The sequence below is a fragment of the Mycobacterium sp. SP-6446 genome, assembly GCF_001954045.1.
In the GTDB taxonomy this organism is placed as follows: Bacteria; Actinomycetota; Actinomycetes; order Mycobacteriales; family Mycobacteriaceae; genus Mycobacterium.
The window spans coordinates 19,523-35,561 of sequence record NZ_MBEM01000264.1 but is presented as its reverse complement, the minus strand read 5'-3'; the positions used below and the strand labels follow the sequence as shown (position 1 = coordinate 35,561).

Annotated in this window: 14 protein-coding genes and 2 tRNA genes; 7 read left to right on the top strand and 9 right to left on the bottom strand. The window is 65.3% G+C overall.

The window, feature by feature from the left end:
- Position 1: 1 nt before the first annotated feature.
- From A5736_RS24455 to dnaA, 9 genes are all read right to left on the bottom strand, one after another.
- Positions 2–74, bottom strand: a tRNA-Ala gene (locus A5736_RS24455).
- A gap of 145 nt (positions 75–219) precedes the next feature.
- Positions 220–293: transfer RNA gene (locus tag A5736_RS24450), tRNA-Ile, on the bottom strand.
- Between the two features lie 71 nt (positions 294–364).
- Positions 365–1,249, bottom strand: a complete 885-nt coding sequence (locus A5736_RS24445) for a DUF3566 domain-containing protein (RefSeq protein WP_076249084.1) — start codon at positions 1,247–1,249, stop codon at positions 365–367.
- Positions 1,250–1,318: 69 nt separating this feature from the next.
- The gene (gyrA, locus tag A5736_RS24440) at positions 1,319–3,835 is read right to left on the bottom strand and encodes a DNA gyrase subunit A (RefSeq protein ID WP_076129043.1); all 2,517 of its coding nucleotides are present in this window, start codon (positions 3,833–3,835) and stop codon (positions 1,319–1,321) included.
- Positions 3,836–3,868: 33 nt separating this feature from the next.
- Positions 3,869–5,899 carry a DNA topoisomerase (ATP-hydrolyzing) subunit B gene (gyrB, locus tag A5736_RS24435; RefSeq protein WP_076129045.1) on the bottom strand — a complete coding sequence of 677 codons (2,031 nt, stop codon included), beginning with the start codon at positions 5,897–5,899 and terminating at the stop codon, positions 3,869–3,871.
- A 221-nt stretch (positions 5,900–6,120) separates the two neighbouring features.
- Positions 6,121–6,684, bottom strand: a complete 564-nt coding sequence (locus tag A5736_RS24430; protein ID WP_076249083.1) for a DUF721 family protein — start codon at positions 6,682–6,684, stop codon at positions 6,121–6,123.
- A complete protein-coding gene (gene recF / locus A5736_RS24425; RefSeq protein ID WP_076249082.1) occupies positions 6,681–7,823 on the bottom strand; it encodes a DNA replication/repair protein RecF in 1,143 nt (380 codons plus the stop codon). Before recF ends, A5736_RS24430 begins: the two co-directional genes overlap by 4 nt.
- Complete coding sequence (dnaN, locus tag A5736_RS24420; protein ID WP_076129050.1) at positions 7,824–9,023, bottom strand: DNA polymerase III subunit beta; 1,200 nt, start codon at positions 9,021–9,023, stop codon at positions 7,824–7,826.
- Positions 9,024–9,493: 470 nt separating this feature from the next.
- Positions 9,494–11,017: a chromosomal replication initiator protein DnaA gene (gene dnaA, locus A5736_RS24415; RefSeq protein ID WP_076249081.1), complete on the bottom strand. Its 1,524-nt coding sequence runs from the start codon at positions 11,015–11,017 to the stop codon at positions 9,494–9,496.
- Positions 11,018–11,622: 605 nt separating this feature from the next.
- Between dnaA and rpmH the strand changes: the two genes are divergently transcribed.
- From rpmH to A5736_RS24380, 7 genes are all read left to right on the top strand, one after another.
- Complete coding sequence (gene rpmH, locus A5736_RS24410) at positions 11,623–11,766, top strand: 50S ribosomal protein L34 (protein WP_076060026.1); 144 nt, start codon at positions 11,623–11,625, stop codon at positions 11,764–11,766.
- 21 nt (positions 11,767–11,787) lie between these two features.
- Positions 11,788–12,141 (top strand): ribonuclease P protein component, encoded by a 354-nt coding sequence (gene rnpA, locus A5736_RS24405; RefSeq protein WP_076249080.1) that lies wholly within the window; start codon positions 11,788–11,790, stop codon positions 12,139–12,141.
- Complete coding sequence (gene yidD / locus A5736_RS24400; RefSeq protein ID WP_076129055.1) at positions 12,138–12,485, top strand: membrane protein insertion efficiency factor YidD; 348 nt, start codon at positions 12,138–12,140, stop codon at positions 12,483–12,485. Before rnpA ends, yidD begins: the two co-directional genes overlap by 4 nt.
- The gene (gene yidC, locus A5736_RS24395; RefSeq protein WP_076129057.1) at positions 12,445–13,599 is read left to right on the top strand and encodes a membrane protein insertase YidC; all 1,155 of its coding nucleotides are present in this window, start codon (positions 12,445–12,447) and stop codon (positions 13,597–13,599) included. The genes yidD and yidC overlap by 41 nt, the downstream gene beginning before the upstream one ends.
- A 76-nt stretch (positions 13,600–13,675) precedes the next feature.
- Entirely contained in the window at positions 13,676–14,248 is a 573-nt protein-coding gene (locus tag A5736_RS24390) for a R3H domain-containing nucleic acid-binding protein (RefSeq protein WP_076249079.1), read from the top strand.
- Positions 14,249–14,345: 97 nt separating this feature from the next.
- Positions 14,346–15,056, top strand: coding sequence for a 16S rRNA (guanine(527)-N(7))-methyltransferase RsmG (rsmG, locus tag A5736_RS24385; RefSeq protein ID WP_254848447.1), 711 nt, complete (start codon positions 14,346–14,348; stop codon positions 15,054–15,056).
- Positions 15,053–16,033 (top strand): ParA family protein, encoded by a 981-nt coding sequence (locus A5736_RS24380; RefSeq protein WP_076249078.1) that lies wholly within the window; start codon positions 15,053–15,055, stop codon positions 16,031–16,033. Before rsmG ends, A5736_RS24380 begins: the two co-directional genes overlap by 4 nt.
- Positions 16,034–16,039 lie beyond the last annotated feature (6 nt).

The following is a 16,039-nucleotide window of genomic DNA, read 5'->3' as shown; positions in this document are numbered from 1 at the left end:
GTGGAGCCTAGGGGAATCGAACCCCTGACACCTGCCTTGCAAAGGCAGTGCTCTACCAACTGAGCTAAGGCCCCTCTGGATGATCGGCTGCGGGCGCATCAACCGGGGCCATGTGCCAGACCTCGACCCCACGTCGTGACCACACCACCGCCGCCACCGCGGCGATCAATGCCAGCGGCACTGCGAGTCGTACGTAACGTCTGGACGAGCACATGGTTGTGGGCCTAGGAGGACTCGAACCTCCGACCTCTTCGTTATCAGCGAAGCGCTCTAACCGCCTGAGCTATAGGCCCGTACGCGCGTACGGCCGAGCGACGAGATTACCGCAATCGCCGCCCCACCCCCAAAATCCCGGGAATCGACGCTAGTCGCGGTCGGCCAGCGTTACTTCGATGCCGCCAATCAGGTCGGTCGTCAGGTTGTAGACGAACGCGGCGATGGTGGCCATGGCGGTCAGCAGCACGATATTGACCAAGCCGATCAAGACGGCGCCGCCGAAGATCGTCCCGCTGGAGACCAGCTCGCCGCTGCTGCCGCTGGTGTTGTTCAGTAGGTCACCGACGTTGCTGTTGAGCTTGGACCACACGCCCATGCCGCCAAGCACCAGGTACAGGAACGCGACCGCGATCATCCAGACGAAGAACAGCGCCACCGAAAGCAACAGCGACACCTTCAGCGTGCTCCACGGGTCGATCCGGCGGATCTGCATGCTGGCCCGAACCGGCCCCCGGGTTCGCCGCGACACGTGCACCCGGTTTTCGCGGCTTTCCCTGGCTTCGTCGGTCGCCGAGCGCGCCGATCCCGCCGCGGTCGACGTCTCCGCGGGGCGTTCGGGCGCGGGCTTGCGTTGGGAGGCCCGCGGTATCGGGCCGGACAGATCGGGCAACTCGCTGGCGTAGGCCTCGGCGGGCGGACCGTCGCCGCGCGCCGGCGGGGCATCGAAGTCCTGCGGCGGGCTCTTCGGATGCGCCGACGCCCCCGGTGCCGCGGTGCCGGAGATGAAACGGTTCAGCCGGGCATCCACCCCGGAGGGCGGGCCCGACGGCCGCGGCTCGGCGTGGGGCTCCGGCTGGCGATGCGGCTGGGGGGGCCGGCCGGCGCCGCGACCCCGTGGCGGCACGTCTGCGGCATCCGGCACGCGGCCAGCCTGGGCGGGCGTCGCGCGGTGTACACCGGCTCGCTCGACCGAACCGTCCCCGTTCAGGCCGTCACCCTTGTTGGGGGCCCCCGGCTCGTTCGGTGAAGTCACCCCGGCTCCTTACGTGTGTACCAAGGCCGCCCGGCGCTGGCTGTCGTCTGTGCGGTCGGGCCGAGTCTATTAGCCGTCCGACTCCTCGACGCCGTCGATCTCCCCGATTTCTTCCTCGGCGCTTTCTTCGGCGTTGCGTGCAATGGCTAACAGAGTGTCACCCTCACCCAGGTTCATCAACCGAACGCCCTTGGTCTGCCGCCCCGCCTTGCGGACCTGACGCGCGGCCGTGCGGATGACACCCCCGCCCGACGTGATCGCGTACAGCTCGCTCTCGTCGTCGACGATCAGCGCCCCAACCAGCCTGCCACGCCGCCGGTCGTACTGAACGGTCAGCACGCCCTTGCCGCCGCGGCCCTGCACCGGGTACTCCTCGATCGCGGTCCGTTTGGCATAGCCGCCTGCGGTGGCCACCAGCAGGAACATGCCTTCTTGAACGACATTCAGCGACAGCAGCCGGTCATCCTCGTTGAACCGCATCCCCTGCACGCCCGACGTGGCGCGGCCCATCGGCCGCAACGCCTCGTCAGTGGCCGAGAACCGGATGGACTGGCCGTTGGCCGAGACCAGCAACAGATCCTCTTCGGCCGAGCACAGCACCGCTCCGACCAGCTCGTCGTTGTCGCGCAGGTTGATGGCCACGATCCCACCTGAGCGGTTGGAGTCGAAGTCGGTCAGCTTGGACTTCTTCACCAGCCCGTTCTTGGTGGCCAGCACCAGATACGGTGCGTCTTCGTAGCTCTTGATCTGGATGACCTGGGCTATGCGTTCCTCCGGCTGGAAGGCCAGCAGGTTGGCCACGTGCTGACCGCGCGCCGTGCGGGACGCCTCCGGCAACTCGTATGCCTTGGCCCGATACACCCGCCCCTGGGTGGTGAAGAACAGGATCCAGTCGTGCGTCGACGACACGAAGAAGTGCGCGACGATGTCGTCCTGCTTCAGCCCGGCGCCCTGCACGCCCTTCCCGCCGCGCTTCTGGCTGCGGTACAGGTCGGTCTTCGTGCGCTTGGCGTAGCCGGTCTCGGTGATGGTGACGACGACGTCCTCGCGGGCGATCAGGTCCTCGTCGCTGACTTCGCCGTCGGCCGCGACGATGCGGGTGCGACGGTCGTCGCCGTACTTTTCGACGATCTCGCCAAGTTCGTCGTGGACGATCGTGCGCTGGCGCTCCGGCTTGGCCAGGATGTCTTCCAGGTCGGCGATCTCGGCCTCGATCTTGGCCAGATCGTCGACGATGCGCTGACGCTCCAAGGCGGCCAGGCGCCGCAGCTGCATGTCCAGGATCGCCTGGGCCTGGATGTCGTCGATGTCCAGCAGCTCGATCAGCCCAGCCCGGGCGATGTCGACCGTTTCCGACGCCCGGATCAACGCGATGACTTCGTCCAGCGCGTCGAGCGCCTTGACCAGGCCGCGCAAGATGTGTGCGCGTTCGTTGGCCTTGCGCAACCGGTAGGTGGTGCGCCGCACGATGACGTCGAGTTGGTGCGCGACGTAGTGGCGGATCAACTGGTCGAGCCGAAGCGTGCGCGGCACGCCGTCGACGATCGCCAGCATGTTGGCGCCGAAGCTGGTCTGCAGCTGGGTGTGCTTGTAGAGGTTGTTCAGCACCACCTTCGCCACGGCGTCGCGCTTGAGCTCGATGACGATGCGCAAGCCCACCCGGTCGCTGGATTGGTCCTCGATGTTGGAGATGCCGGCGAGCTTGCCGTCGCGGACCTGCTCGGCGATCGAGGTGATGAAGTTGTCGTGGTTGACCTGATACGGCAATTCGGTGATGACCAAAGACGTTCGGCCCCTGGCCTCTTCGACTTCCACGACGCCGCGCATCCGGATCGAACCGCGCCCGGTCTTGTACGCGTCGGCGATGCCCTGGGAGCCCACGATCAGTCCGGATGTCGGGAAGTCGGGCCCCTTGACCCGCTCCATGACGGCGGCCAGCGTCGCCTCTTCGTCGGCCTCGTGGTTCTCCAGGCACCAGAACACGGCGTCGGCGAGCTCGCGCAGGTTGTGCGGCGGAATGTTGGTCGCCATGCCCACCGCGATGCCGCCCGAACCGTTGGCCAGCAGGTTGGGGAACCGGCTGGGCAGTACCGTCGGCTCCTGCACCCGGCCGTCGTAGTTTGGAATGAAATCGACTGTCTCCTCGTCGATTTCGCGCAGCATCTCCATCGCCAGCGGGGTCAGCCGCGCCTCGGTGTACCGCATCGCAGCCGGCGGGTCGTTGCCCGGCGAGCCGAAGTTGCCCTGCCCGTCGACCAGCGGATAGCGCAGCGACCACGGCTGCGCCATACGCACCAGCGTGTCGTAGATCGAGGCGTCGCCATGCGGGTGATAGTTACCCATCGTCTCGGCGACCGACCGCGCCGACTTCGCATGGCTGCGATCCGGGCGGAACCCCGAGTCGTACATCGCGTACAGCACCCGGCGGTGCACCGGCTTGAGACCGTCGCGCACCTCGGGTAGCGCGCGGCCCACGATCACGCTCATCGCGTAATCGATGTAGCTGCGCTGCATCTCCTGCTGAATGTCTACCGGCTCGACCCGGTCGGCGGGCCCCTCGCCGGGTGGCAGCGTCGTATCAGTCATCGGTTCCTCGTGTTAGTTGGCGTGCCTGATTCGTCAGACATCCAGGAAGCGAACGTCCTTGGCGTTGCGGGTGATAAAGCTTCGGCGAGCATCGACGTCCTCGCCCATCAGAATGGAGAACAACTCATCGGCGGCCGCCGCGTCATCCAGGGTGACCTGACGCAGCACCCGCACAGTCGGGTCCATCGTGGTCTCCCACAATTCCTTGGCGTCCATTTCACCCAGACCCTTGTAGCGCTGGATGCCGTCGTCCTTGTTGATCTTCTTGCCGGCCTTCTGCCCCGCCTCGAGCAGGCCGTCGCGCTCGCGATCGGAGTAGGCGAACTCGGGATCGCTGCGCTGCCACTTCAGCTTGTACAACGGCGGCTGCGCCAGGAACACATGCCCGTTTTCGATGAGCGGGCGCATGAACCGGAACAACAGGGTCAACAGCAGCGTGGAGATGTGCTGGCCGTCGACGTCGGCGTCGGCCATCAGCACGATCTTGTGGTAGCGCAGCTTGGTGATGTCGAACTCGTCGTGAATCCCGGTACCCAGCGCGGTGATGATCGCCTGGACTTCGGTGTTCTTCAGCACCCGGTCGATGCGGGCCTTCTCGACGTTGATGATCTTGCCGCGCAACGGAAGGATCGCCTGGAACATCGAGTCGCGGCCGCTCTTCGCCGAGCCGCCGGCCGAATCGCCTTCCACGACATACAGTTCGGACTTGCGCGGGTCGGTGGAGCGGCAGTCGGCGAGCTTGCCCGGTAGGCCGCCGAGATCCGTGGCGCTCTTGCGGCGCACCAACTCTCGCGCCTTGCGTGCCGCGATGCGAGCTTGCGCCGAAGACACCGCCTTGTTCACGACCGTCTTGGCGTCACTGGGGTTGGCTTCGAACCAGTGCGAGAGCTTGTCGTTGCATGCTTTCTGCACAAACGACTTGACTTCGGTGTTGCCCAGTTTGGTCTTGGTTTGGCCCTCGAATTGCGGTTCGCTGACCTTGACCGAGATCACCGCGGCCAAGCCCTCGCGGATGTCGTCGCCGGTGAGATTGGGGTCTTTGTCTTTCAGCAGTTTCTTCTCTTTGGCGTATTTGTTCACCACCGACGTCAGCGCGGCGCGGAACCCTTCCTCGTGGGTACCGCCCTCGTGGGTGTTGATGGTGTTGGCGAAGGTGTGGACCGACTCCGAATAACCGGCGTTCCACTGCATCGCGATTTCGACCTCGTGGCCGGGCCCCTTGTCTGAGAAGTCGACGATGCTCGAGTGGATCGGGTTCTTGGTGCGGTTGATGTGCTTGACGTAGTCGACCAAACCGCCCGGGTAATGAAAGGTGCGGTGCTTGACTTTATGCGGCGCAACGGATTCCGCGGCCTTCTCCTCGGCGGACTTCGGCGCTTCGGCGGTGTCGCTGACGACTTCGTCGACCACCTCTTCGTTGCTCACCCGCTCATCGGTCAGGTGGATGGTCAGTCCCTTGTTGAGGAACGCCATTTCCTGCAGCCGGCGGGCGACGGTCTCGAAGTCGTAGTCCGTCGTCTCGAAGATGCCGGGGTCGGCCCAGAAGCGGACCGTCGTACCGGTCTTCTTGGTTTTGTCGCCCTGCTTCAGCGTGCCGGGGATAGAGCGGTCGTAATGCTGGAACCACTCGTAGCCGTCGGTGCAGATCTCGACCTCGAGTCGGGTGGACAATGCATTGACCACCGACACACCCACGCCGTGCAAACCACCGGACACCGCGTAGGCGCTGTCGTCGCCGCCGAACTTTCCGCCAGCATGCAGTTGAGTCATCACCACATCGACCGTGGGCATGCCGGTGGCGTGCATGCCCACCGGGATACCGCGGCCGTTGTCCGTGACCTGGACGCCGCCGTTCTCCAAAATCTTCACGTCGACTTCCGTCGCGTAACCCGCCATCGCCTCATCGACAGCGTTGTCGACGACCTCCCAGATCAGGTGGTGCAATCCGCGCTCCCCGGTGGAGCCGATGTACATGCCGGGGCGTTTGCGGACTGCTTCCAACCCTTCCAGGACGGTGATCGAGTCGGCGCCGTATTCTTTCGGTTTCTTCTTTTGGGCAGCCACGGGCGGAAGGCTCTCCTTGGGGTTGCGCGCGGGTAGTCTCCGGGACTTTGCGCTGGTTCTCCGTCAGTCTACCGATAAGGGGCGCCAGGACCGATTCTGTGAGGGTGTTTCTGCACAGCTATCTGCGCCGTGTGCGGAATTTTTCGCTGAAGGCTGCGTCAGGACGCTTGACAAGCCGGTTTCCGCCGTCATGGCGGCGCTGAAGCGGGTCGCCCGTTCGGTCAACCGTAGGTGTCCCGGGGGCCTCGGCCGGCGATGTGCCGCGGGCCCTTCCGCCACGAGGGTGCGGCCGGCCCCGTGATTTTCAGCGATGTCACTACGCCGTTGCCAACCGCGGCGGCGATCTTGGCCAGGATCTGCGCCTGGATCATCCGCAATTGGGTCGCCCAGGCGGTCGATTCCGCCGCCACGCTGAGCACCCCGTCGTTCAGGGTGGTCGGGGTTGCGTGGTCGGCGATCTGGTGTCCCACCACCGACGACCAGTGGCCAAGCACCGTGCCCTCGGCGACGTGGGTCGACCAGCCCCTCTTTTTGGCCAGATCGCGCGCCAGCCTGCCCAACGGTTGGGGGTCACGCGCGTCGGGCCCGGGGCCCGACCAGCTTCGCCGCTGTCCCGCGACGCGGCGCGGCGGAGGCAGCGCGCCGCGCCCGCGGCCGGCGTCTTTTCCCTGCGCACGGGCGGCCGCGCGGGCTTCCTCGAGGGTTCGTCGCACCAGGTCGATGCCGGTCAGTTCGCCGGGCGGTGTGCCGCGGTCGGGAGTCGATCCGCCGCCGGGGCCGGTCATCCTTGCACCACCGAAACGCGCCCGCCGTCCTCATCGCGCAGATCGATGTGCACCCGCTTAGCGTCCCACTCGGCCGGTATATCTTCGAGGACCGCCGCGGTTACCAATACTTGTTCTGCCGCTTCGGCCACCGAAGCCAAGGCGCGGCGCCGCGTCGCATCGAGTTCGGCGAACACGTCGTCGAGCAACAACACCGGTTCGCTCCCGTCGGCCCGCAGCAACTCGTAGGCCGCCAAGCGCAGCGCAACGGCGAACGACCACGACTCCCCGTGGCTGGCAAAGCCTTTTGCGGGCTGGTCGCCGAGTCGCAACTCCATGTCGTCGCGATGTGGGCCGACAAGACACATTCCGCGTTCCAACTCCGCGTCGCGGCGTGCCGCCAGCGCAGCCAACAACGCGGCTTCCAGGAACTCGCGGTCGGCACCCTCGTCGCCCCCGCCATCCATGCTCGCGCGGTAGCCGATCGAGGCTTGCCGCGATCCCGGCGCCAGTAACTGGTAGGCCTTTTCCACCTCGGGCGCCAACTGATTGACCAGCTCGATGCGGGCGGCCATCAGTTCCGCGCCGTGCTCGGCCAAGCGGCCGTCCCACACATCGAGAGTGTCCACCGCGCCCCCGCGATGTCGTGCGCCGGACAACGACTTCAACAGCGCCGTGCGCTGGCGCAACACTTTGTCGTAGTCCGCCCGCACGGCGGCGATCGCCGGGCGGCGCACCGTCGCCAGATCATCGAGGTAGCGCCGGCGGTCCGCCGGATCGCCGCGGACCAACGCCAGGTCTTCCGGGGCGAAAAGCACCGCCCGCAATACCCCGACCACCTCGCGTGTGCTGCGCACGGGGGAGCGGTTCAGCCTGGCCTTGTTGGCCCGCCCCGCCGCGATTTCCAGATCGACCGCGCATTCCCGGCCCTCGTTGACGACGATGGTCGAAACTATCGCGCGCGTATTGCCCGCCCGGATCAACGGCGCGTCGGTACCCACCCGGTGCGAACCCAACGTACTTGAATACCACAGCGCCTCAATGAGATTCGTCTTTCCGAACCCATTGGGTCCGACGAACACCGTCCGGCCCGGTTCCAATTCGAGGTCGGCCTGCGCCCAGGACCGGAAATCACGCAGTCCCAAATGCCGGATGTACACCTACCCGGGCAGCCGCACTGGCATCAACAGGTACACGTAATCCGTCGGCAAGGCGGGGAAGGGACCGTTGCCCGTCGGATGGCTGTCGTCATCGAACGCCGGCCGCAACAACGCCGGCTTGCCTGGCGTCGTGAAACCGAACGACACCCGGTCGGCATGGACCGACCCGAGCCCATCCGTCAGGTAGGTCGGGTTGAACGCAATCGTCAACGGCTCCCCGGCGAAGTCGACGGCGAGGTCTTCTTCTGCCCGGCCGACATCGTCGGCGCCCGCGGAAAGTCGCAGCATGCCGTCGGCGAATTCCATGCGCACCTGCGCGCCCCGGTCAGCGACCAGCGCGACCAGCTTGATCGCTTCGGTTAGCTCGGCCACGTTGATGGTGGCGACCGCCGTGTGCTCGGCCGGTAACAGCTGACGAAACTTTGGGAACTCCGCGTCCAGCAGGCGGGTGGTGCTGCGCTTGCCGTTACCGCTGATACCCAGCAGTCCGTCTTTTCCGACGCCCGACCCGGCACCCAACGACAAGCGAACGTCCGAGCCGTCGATGCCGGCTTTGGCGGCCTCGGACAACGTTCTCGCCGGGACCAGCACCGCGGCCTCGACATCGGGCGACAACGCCGTCCACGTCAGCTCGCGAACCGCCAGCCGGAACCTGTCGGTCGCGGCCAAAACTACAGTTTCACCCGAGATCTCGACCCGAATCCCCGTCAGCATGGGCAGCGTGTCATCCCGGCCGGCGGCGATGGCAACCTGACCGATCGCCTCGGCGAACAGCTCCGACGGCAGGCTCCCGGTATCGTCCGGCAGCGCGGGCAGCGTCGGGTAATCCTCAACCGCCATCGTCGGCAGCGAAAACCTGGCATTTCCGCATGTCAACGCGACGCGATTACCGTCCACGTAGAAGTCCACCGGTTTGTCCGGCAACGCCCGGGTAATGTCAGACAGCAACCGCCCAGACACCAAAACGCTTCCAGGAGAAGCTATTTCGGCTGCAACCTGCGCCTCGGCGGACACTTCGTAGTCGAATCCCGAGATTGTCAGGCCCTCATCCGAGCCGGTCAACAACACGCCCGAAAGTACCGGCACGGCAGGTCTTGTCGGCAGGTTCTTCGCCACCCATGACACCGCGTCGGCGAAAGACTCTCGCACCACACGAAACTTCAGATCGGTGAGGCCAGCTGTTGTCGTCGCCGCGTCCATAGCGTCCCTTCACCTGCCGAGTGTTCGAAACCAAGGTTGGCTAGCCGCCCGTCGCTAGCAGTCGAAGAACAACCGTAGATCTTCGGAGGCCATCTTGAAAGCTAATCGCAAAGCCCGACAAGCCCGGTCACCGCGAGCCTTGCGAGCCCAGCGTAACGAAGCCTCCCCAGCGCTGTACTTCAAAGAAGAAACAACGGAGATAACTCAGTAACAGTAATAAGGGGTGTGGATTCTGGGGACAGCCTGGTCTTCAGGCAGCTAGGACGAGAGCCGGGGTGTGGATGACAGCGTTGACAACTGTGTGGCGTGTGTTGGGCCGGTGGGGATGAACGACGGGTGTGCACCGAGACCCCATCGGTCTACCGGTCTTTGACGGGTTTGTACACAGCGCTGCGCACAACTCCTGGGTGTGGCTGGTGTTACAGGGGTGCGAGAAGTTTTTTGAAAAAAGATGCCGGAAGCGGCCGGAATCAGCGCTTGGACCGCTGACGGATGCGCGTGGTGAGTTCCTTGACGTGATCGAACACCTCGCGTCGCTCGGCCATCTCGGACAAGATCTTTCGCTGGGCATACATCACGGTGGTGTGATCGCGGCCGAATGCCTGGCCGATCTTGGGCAACGAGAGGTCGGTGAGTTCGCGGCATAGATACATCGCGATTTGTCGTGATTGAGCCAGCGCTCGGGTCTTGCCCGGGCCGCGGAGCTCCTCGACGGTGGTGTCGAAGTATTCGGCGGTGGCGGCCATGATGGTCGCCGCGCTGATTTGCATGGTGCTCGCGTCGGCGATCAAGTCGCGAAGGACGATCTCGGCCAGTGACTTGTCGATCGGAGTCTTGTTCAGCGACGCGAATGCCGTCACCCGGATCAGGGCGCCTTCCAGTTCGCGGATGTTGCGTTCGATGCTGCTGGCGATGAGCTCGAGCACGTCGTCGGGCACCGCGAGGCGTTCCATCTGGGCTTTTTTGCGCAGGATTGCGATGCGGGTTTCCAGCTCCGGGGGCTGCACGTCGGTGATCAGGCCCCACTCGAACCGGGTCCTCAGCCGGTCTTCGAGGGTGGCGAGTTGTTTGGGTGGTCGGTCGGAGGAGATGACGATCTGCTTGTTGGCGTTGTGCAGCGTGTTGAAGGTGTGGAAGAACTCCTCCTGGATACCTTCCTTGCCCTCGATGAACTGGATGTCATCGACGAGCAGCACGTCGACGTCGCGATAGCTGCGCTTGAACGCGACCTTGCGGTCGTCGCGAAGCGAGTTGATGAAGTCGTTGGTGAATTCCTCGGTGGAGACGTACTTGACCCGCATACCCGGGAACAACCGCTGGGCGTAATTGCCGGCCGCGTGCAGCAGATGTGTCTTGCCGAGGCCGGATTCGCCCCAGATGAACAGTGGGTTGTACGCGCGGGCCGGGGCTTCGGCGATCGCGAGCGCGGCCGCGTGCGCGAAGCGGTTGGACGCACCGATGACGAAGGTGTCGAACGTGTACCGGCGGTTGAGGCTGGTTCCGCCTGCGATGGCCGGGTCGATGATGTGGGGACGCTCGGTGAAGTAGTTGGGCCAACCCTGTTCGTCGTCGATGACGGCTTCACCGTTTTCGTCAGCCTCGTCGATGTCAGTTGACGTTTCGAGGTCGGCGTCGTCGACGAAGATGTCGGTTTGAGAGAGGACGGTGTCGTCGCCGTCTTCCGCTGGCGGGGCGATGCGCACCCCGAGTTGGACTTGCTGGCCGAGCCGGCGACTCAGGGCGTCGGTGATGGGTTCGCGCAGATGACGTTCGATCTCGTTCTGGACGAAACTGCTCGGCACCGACAGCAGAGCAAACCCCTCGACGATGGTCAGTGGTTGGACCAGATTCAGCCACGCCCTTTGCTGAGGGGTCAAGGGGGCAACAAGCGTCGTGCGATTGGCGGCGCCGCCGTCGGCGGTGGATTCGCCGTTGAGTTCAGAGACGACCGCGTTCCACACTGTCGTGAAAGTTGAACCGGGGTCATCGGTCAACGACGTATCTCCCTGGTCCGACGTCGAGGAACTGCCAGCTTGGCGACAAAGCAGCTGTCCACATAGTTATACACAGGTGTGGACAGGATGAGCGTAAACGAGCCACAGCCTTCCGGCGACGGCCCGCGATCTCCATGCTGGTGGCAACCCCACGCAGGTCGCCTAGGCAGCTAGTTGATCCGCCATCCTCGCTTCGTTGTCGAGCGCCGTCTCACGCTGAAACGGCATGCCCGAAGCTAACAGTTTTCCGTGCGGCTGCCAACCGTTCTGCTGCATTCCAATCGGGTTATTTAAAGTTCTTTGGGGCGTGCTTCGATCCGGTGCGGTTTTGGTCGGGACCGGGTCGCCGAGAACGAATGTTTTCATGCGGGTTGGGTGTGGGTCCGTTGGGGCAGGCCAAGTTTGACCCAGCGAAGGCGCATCAGTACCCTCAAACAGTCGCCCGAAAGTCGGCGATACGGCTGCGACCTAGGCGAACCTGCCTGGGGACCGCGCCGGCCAGTAGCGAGACCAGCTTCGACCGACACACGAACTCCCGCGGTTGCGAATCGTGAGCGGTCGGATGGCTGGGAAAGCTTTGAGCGAGACACAACGAGGAGAACGCCGTGGCCAAGGGCAAGCGGACCTTCCAGCCGAACAACCGGCGCCGAGCCCGCGTGCATGGCTTCCGCTTGCGAATGCGGACCCGTGCGGGGCGTTCGATCGTGTCCAACCGGCGCCGTAAGGGCCGCCGCGCGCTGTCTGCCTGATCGCAACGTCAGGTTTTGGCGGTGCTTCCCGCACGCAACCGTATGAGGCGGTCGACGGAGTTCGACGCGACCGTCAAATGCGGGGCGCGTCTGGTGCAGTCCGATGTCGTCGTCTACCTCCGGCGCACCGACAGCAATAGTGGCCCGCGGCTGGGGCTGATCATCGGCAAGGCGGTGGGGTCGGCGGTGGACCGCCACCGCGTCGCCCGCCGGTTGCGCCATGCCGCCCGAAGCCTGCTGGGCGATCTCGATCAATCCGATCTGGTGGTGGTCCGGGCGCTGCCGAGTAGTCGGCACGCGTCGTCGGCGCGGCTGAAGCAGCAGCTGCGAAGCGCTCTGCGACGCGGTTGTGAGCTGGCGGGGACGCGCCGGTGAATCGGACGGCGCGGGCGCGCGCGGTAGTCGGCGGTTCGGGCAGGGCCGCCGCGCGGGGGTTGATCTTTCTCATCCAGCTGTACCGGCACATGGTTTCGCCGCTGCGACCGCCGACTTGTCGTTTCGTTCCGACGTGTAGCCAGTACGCGGTCGATGCACTCACCGAGTACGGCTTGATTCGCGGCAGCTGGTTGGCGGCGGTCAGGCTCGCCAAGTGCGGGCCATGGCATCAGGGAGGATGGGACCCGATACCGGAGCGCCGCGGATGCCGGGCGAACTTCGATGACGCCAGCGACGTCTGGGATGCGCCAGGGGCGCGAGGGGAGAGCGAATCTTTTGTTTGATTTTTTCAGCCTCGACATCATCTACTACCCGGTGTCGTGGATCATGTGGGTTTGGTACAAGTTGTTCGCGGCGCTGCTGGGTCCGTCGAATTTCTTCGCCTGGGCCCTGGCGGTGATGTTCTTGGTGTTCACCCTGCGAGCCTTGCTGTACAAGCCGTTCGTGCGTCAGATCCGCACCACCCGGCAGATGCAGGAGCTGCAACCACAGATCAAGGCGCTGCAAAAGAAGTACGGCAAGGACCGTCAGCGGATGGCGCTCGAGATGCAGAAGCTGCAGCGCGAGCACGGCTTCAATCCGATCCTGGGCTGCTTGCCGATGCTGGCGCAGATCCCCGTGTTCCTGGGGCTGTATCACGTGCTGCGGTCGTTCAACCGAACTCAGGGTGGATTCGGTCAGCCGCACCTGTCGGTGATCCAGAACCGGCTTACCGGCAACTACATGTTCAGCCCGCTCGAGGTGCAGCACTTCCTGGACGCCAACCTGTTTGGTGCGCCGATCGGTGCGTCCATGACACAGCGCACCGGTATGGAGGCCTTCACCGATTTCAGTCGTCCCGCGGTGGTGGCCGTCGGCGTCCCGGTGATGATCCTCGCCGGCATCGCAACCTACTTCAACAGCCGGGCATCCATCGCGCGCCAGAGCCCCGAGGCGGCGGCCAACCCGCAGACCGCGATGATGAACAAGCTTGCGCTGTATGTGTTTCCGCTCGGCGTGGTCGTCGGTGGGCCGTTCCTTCCGCTCGCGATCATCCTGTATTGGTTCTCGAACAACATCTGGACCTTCGGCCAGCAGCACTACGTGTTCGGCATGATCGAGAAAGAGGACGAGGCCAAGAAGCAGGAAGTCATCAAGCGCCGAGCAGCCAACGCGCCAGCGCCGGGAGCCAAGCCCAAGCGCAATCCGAAGCCGACCCCGGCGACGGGTAACGGCTCGGCGACGGTCGGCGATGACGACGCGGAACCGGCCGCGCCGAAGGCGGACGCTGACGGCTCCGAAGATCGGCAAACCGCGACAACGGAACAGGCGGACAAGCCCAAGCCCGCCGCACGCAACAACGCTCCAGGCAACCGCACCCCGCGGCCGGGAGCGCGACCAAAGAAACGCAAACGCTGACCAGGGTGCCACACGCGAGGGGACCGCTCGGACAGGCGAGCCATTAACGGGACCCGTGGATGAGGGAGAGAAAGGCATGACGGACGCACACATCACCGAGCCCGACGTTGACGTCGAACCGTCGGTCGAGGACGTCAACGAGAACGGGGCGCCGGCGGAAGGGGCCGCCGACGAAGGCGACGACTTGGAGGAGCGGTTGGTCGCCGAGGGGGAGATCGCCGGCGACTACCTCGAGGAGCTGCTGGACCTATTGGACTTCGACGGCGACATCGATCTGGACGTCGAGGGCAACCGCGCGGTGGTGAGCATCGACGGGAGCGACGACCTAAACAAGTTGGTGGGCCGCACCGGCGAGGTGCTCGACGCCCTGCAGGAGCTCACCCGGCTGGCGGTGCACCAGAAAACCGGTGTGCGGAGCCGACTCATGCTCGACATCGCGAGCTGGCGCCGCCGCCGCCGCGAGGAGCTGGCCGCGCTGGGCGACAAGGTCGCGCGGCGCGTGCTGGACAGCGGCGAGCGCGAGGAGCTCGCACCGATGACGCCGTTCGAGCGGAAGATCGTCCACGACGCCGTCGCGGCGGTCCCCGGGGTGCACAGCGAGAGCGAGGGCGCGGAGCCGTCGCGCCGCGTCGTGGTGCTGCTCGACTAGGAGTTACAGCGGTGTAGTTCGCCGCGGCATCTTGGGCCGCGGCGGCACGAAGACCAGAGGGATGTTTCACGTGAAACATGTCGGCCGTTGCGAGCGGATGCTCGATCCTGCCGCGCCGACGACCCCTGGCGAATCGACACCGACGCCGGACCTGGCCGCCGCGATCTTCGGGCCACATATATCTATTGCGCAGAGGTACGCCGAACTGTTGGCGTCCGCAGGGGTGGAACGCGGCCTCCTCGGGCCACGCGAGGTCGACCGGGTGTGGGACCGCCATCTGCTGAACAGTGTGGCCGTCGGAGAACTCCTGGATCCGGGAGAGCGCGTCGTAGACATCGGTAGCGGTGCCGGGCTGCCGGGGATCCCGTTGGCGATTGCGCGACCCGACCTTCAGGTCGTACTTCTCGAACCGCTGCTGCGGCGGAGCGAGTTTCTCAATGAGGCGGTGGCCGAACTAGGGTTGGCCGTCGAGGTGGTGCGCGGCCGGGCCGAGGAACCTTGGGTGCGGGAACGGTACGGGGGGAGGGACGCGGCTGTGTCGCGAGCGGTTGCAGCTCTGGACAAGTTGACGAAGTGGAGTATGCCGTTGCTACGGCCGGGCGGCCGGATGGTGGCCATCAAGGGTGAGCGCGCCCGGGACGAACTCCGGGCGCACCGGCGTGTGATGGCGGCGTCGGGCGCCGTTGATGCCAGGGTGGTCACATGTGGCGCGAACTATTTGCGTCCGCCCGCAACCGTGGTCTTGGCGCGACGCGCAAGCCAGCCGCGGCAGGGGTCGGCACGAATGGGGAACAGGGGACATCGATGAGTTCTCCGCGAGACTGGCCCGCGCCCCCGCCCCCGGCGGATGTGGCACCCGGGCAGGCGAGCGCCCCCGAGTACGACGACCCGGCGGACGCGGTGCCGCATGTTTCACGTGAAACATCGGAGGAATACGACACCCCGATCGGCGCCGCCGCCGAGCGTGCCATGCGGGTCCTCCACACCACTTACCCACCGTTGCGCCGGCCGGATCACCGGCGGGTCTTCACCGTCGCGAACCAAAAGGGCGGCGTCGGTAAAACCACCACGGCGGTGAACCTTGCCGCCGCGCTCGCCGTGCAGGGGCTCAAGACACTTGTCATCGACCTCGACCCGCAGGGCAATGCGAGCACGGCGCTCGGAATCACCGACCGGCAGGCCGGCACGCCGTCGTCGTACGAAGTCCTCCTCGGCGAGGTCTCCCTGCACGACGCGCTGCGCCGCAGCCCGCACAGCGAGCGCCTGTTCTGCGTCCCGTCCACGATCGACCTGGCCGGTGCCGAGATTGAATTGGTGAGCATGGTTGCGCGCGAGAACCGATTGCGTAACGCTTTGGCCGCGCTCGACCAGTTCGACTTCGACTACGTCTTTGTCGACTGCCCGCCATCGCTGGGGTTGTTGACCATCAACGCGCTCGTCGCTGCGCCAGAGGTGATGATCCCGATTCAGTGCGAGTACTACGCGCTCGAGGGTGTGTCACAGCTGATGCGCAACATCGAGATGGTGAAGGCCCATTTGAATCCCCGACTCGACGTGACCACCGTGATCCTCACGATGTACGACGGGCGGACCAAGCTCGCCGACCAGGTGGCCGAGGAGGTGCGCCGGTACTTCGGAAGCAAGGTGCTGCGCACGGTGATCCCGCGCAGCGTCAAGGTCTCGGAGGCGCCCGGCTACAGCATGACGATCATCGACTACGACCCCGGCTCGCGCGGGGCGATGAGCTATCTCGACGCGAGTCGCGAACTCGCGCTACGCGACTGACAACCA

What these genes read in the sequence shown, in the direction of transcription:
- gyrA (WP_076129043.1), bottom strand. Translation starts at nt 3,835, where the DNA reads ATGACTGATACGACGCTGCCACCCGGCGAGGGGCCCGCCGACCGGGTC.
- A5736_RS24430 (WP_076249083.1), bottom strand. Translation starts at nt 6,684, where the DNA reads ATGACCGGCCCCGGCGGCGGATCGACTCCCGACCGCGGCACACCGCCC.
- dnaN (WP_076129050.1), bottom strand. Translation starts at nt 9,023, where the DNA reads ATGGACGCGGCGACGACAACAGCTGGCCTCACCGATCTGAAGTTTCGT.
- yidC (WP_076129057.1), top strand. Translation starts at nt 12,445, where the DNA reads ATGCGCCAGGGGCGCGAGGGGAGAGCGAATCTTTTGTTTGATTTTTTC.
- A5736_RS24390 (WP_076249079.1), top strand. Translation starts at nt 13,676, where the DNA reads ATGACGGACGCACACATCACCGAGCCCGACGTTGACGTCGAACCGTCG.
- rsmG (WP_254848447.1), top strand. Translation starts at nt 14,346, where the DNA reads ATGCTCGATCCTGCCGCGCCGACGACCCCTGGCGAATCGACACCGACG.
- A5736_RS24380 (WP_076249078.1), top strand. Translation starts at nt 15,053, where the DNA reads ATGAGTTCTCCGCGAGACTGGCCCGCGCCCCCGCCCCCGGCGGATGTG.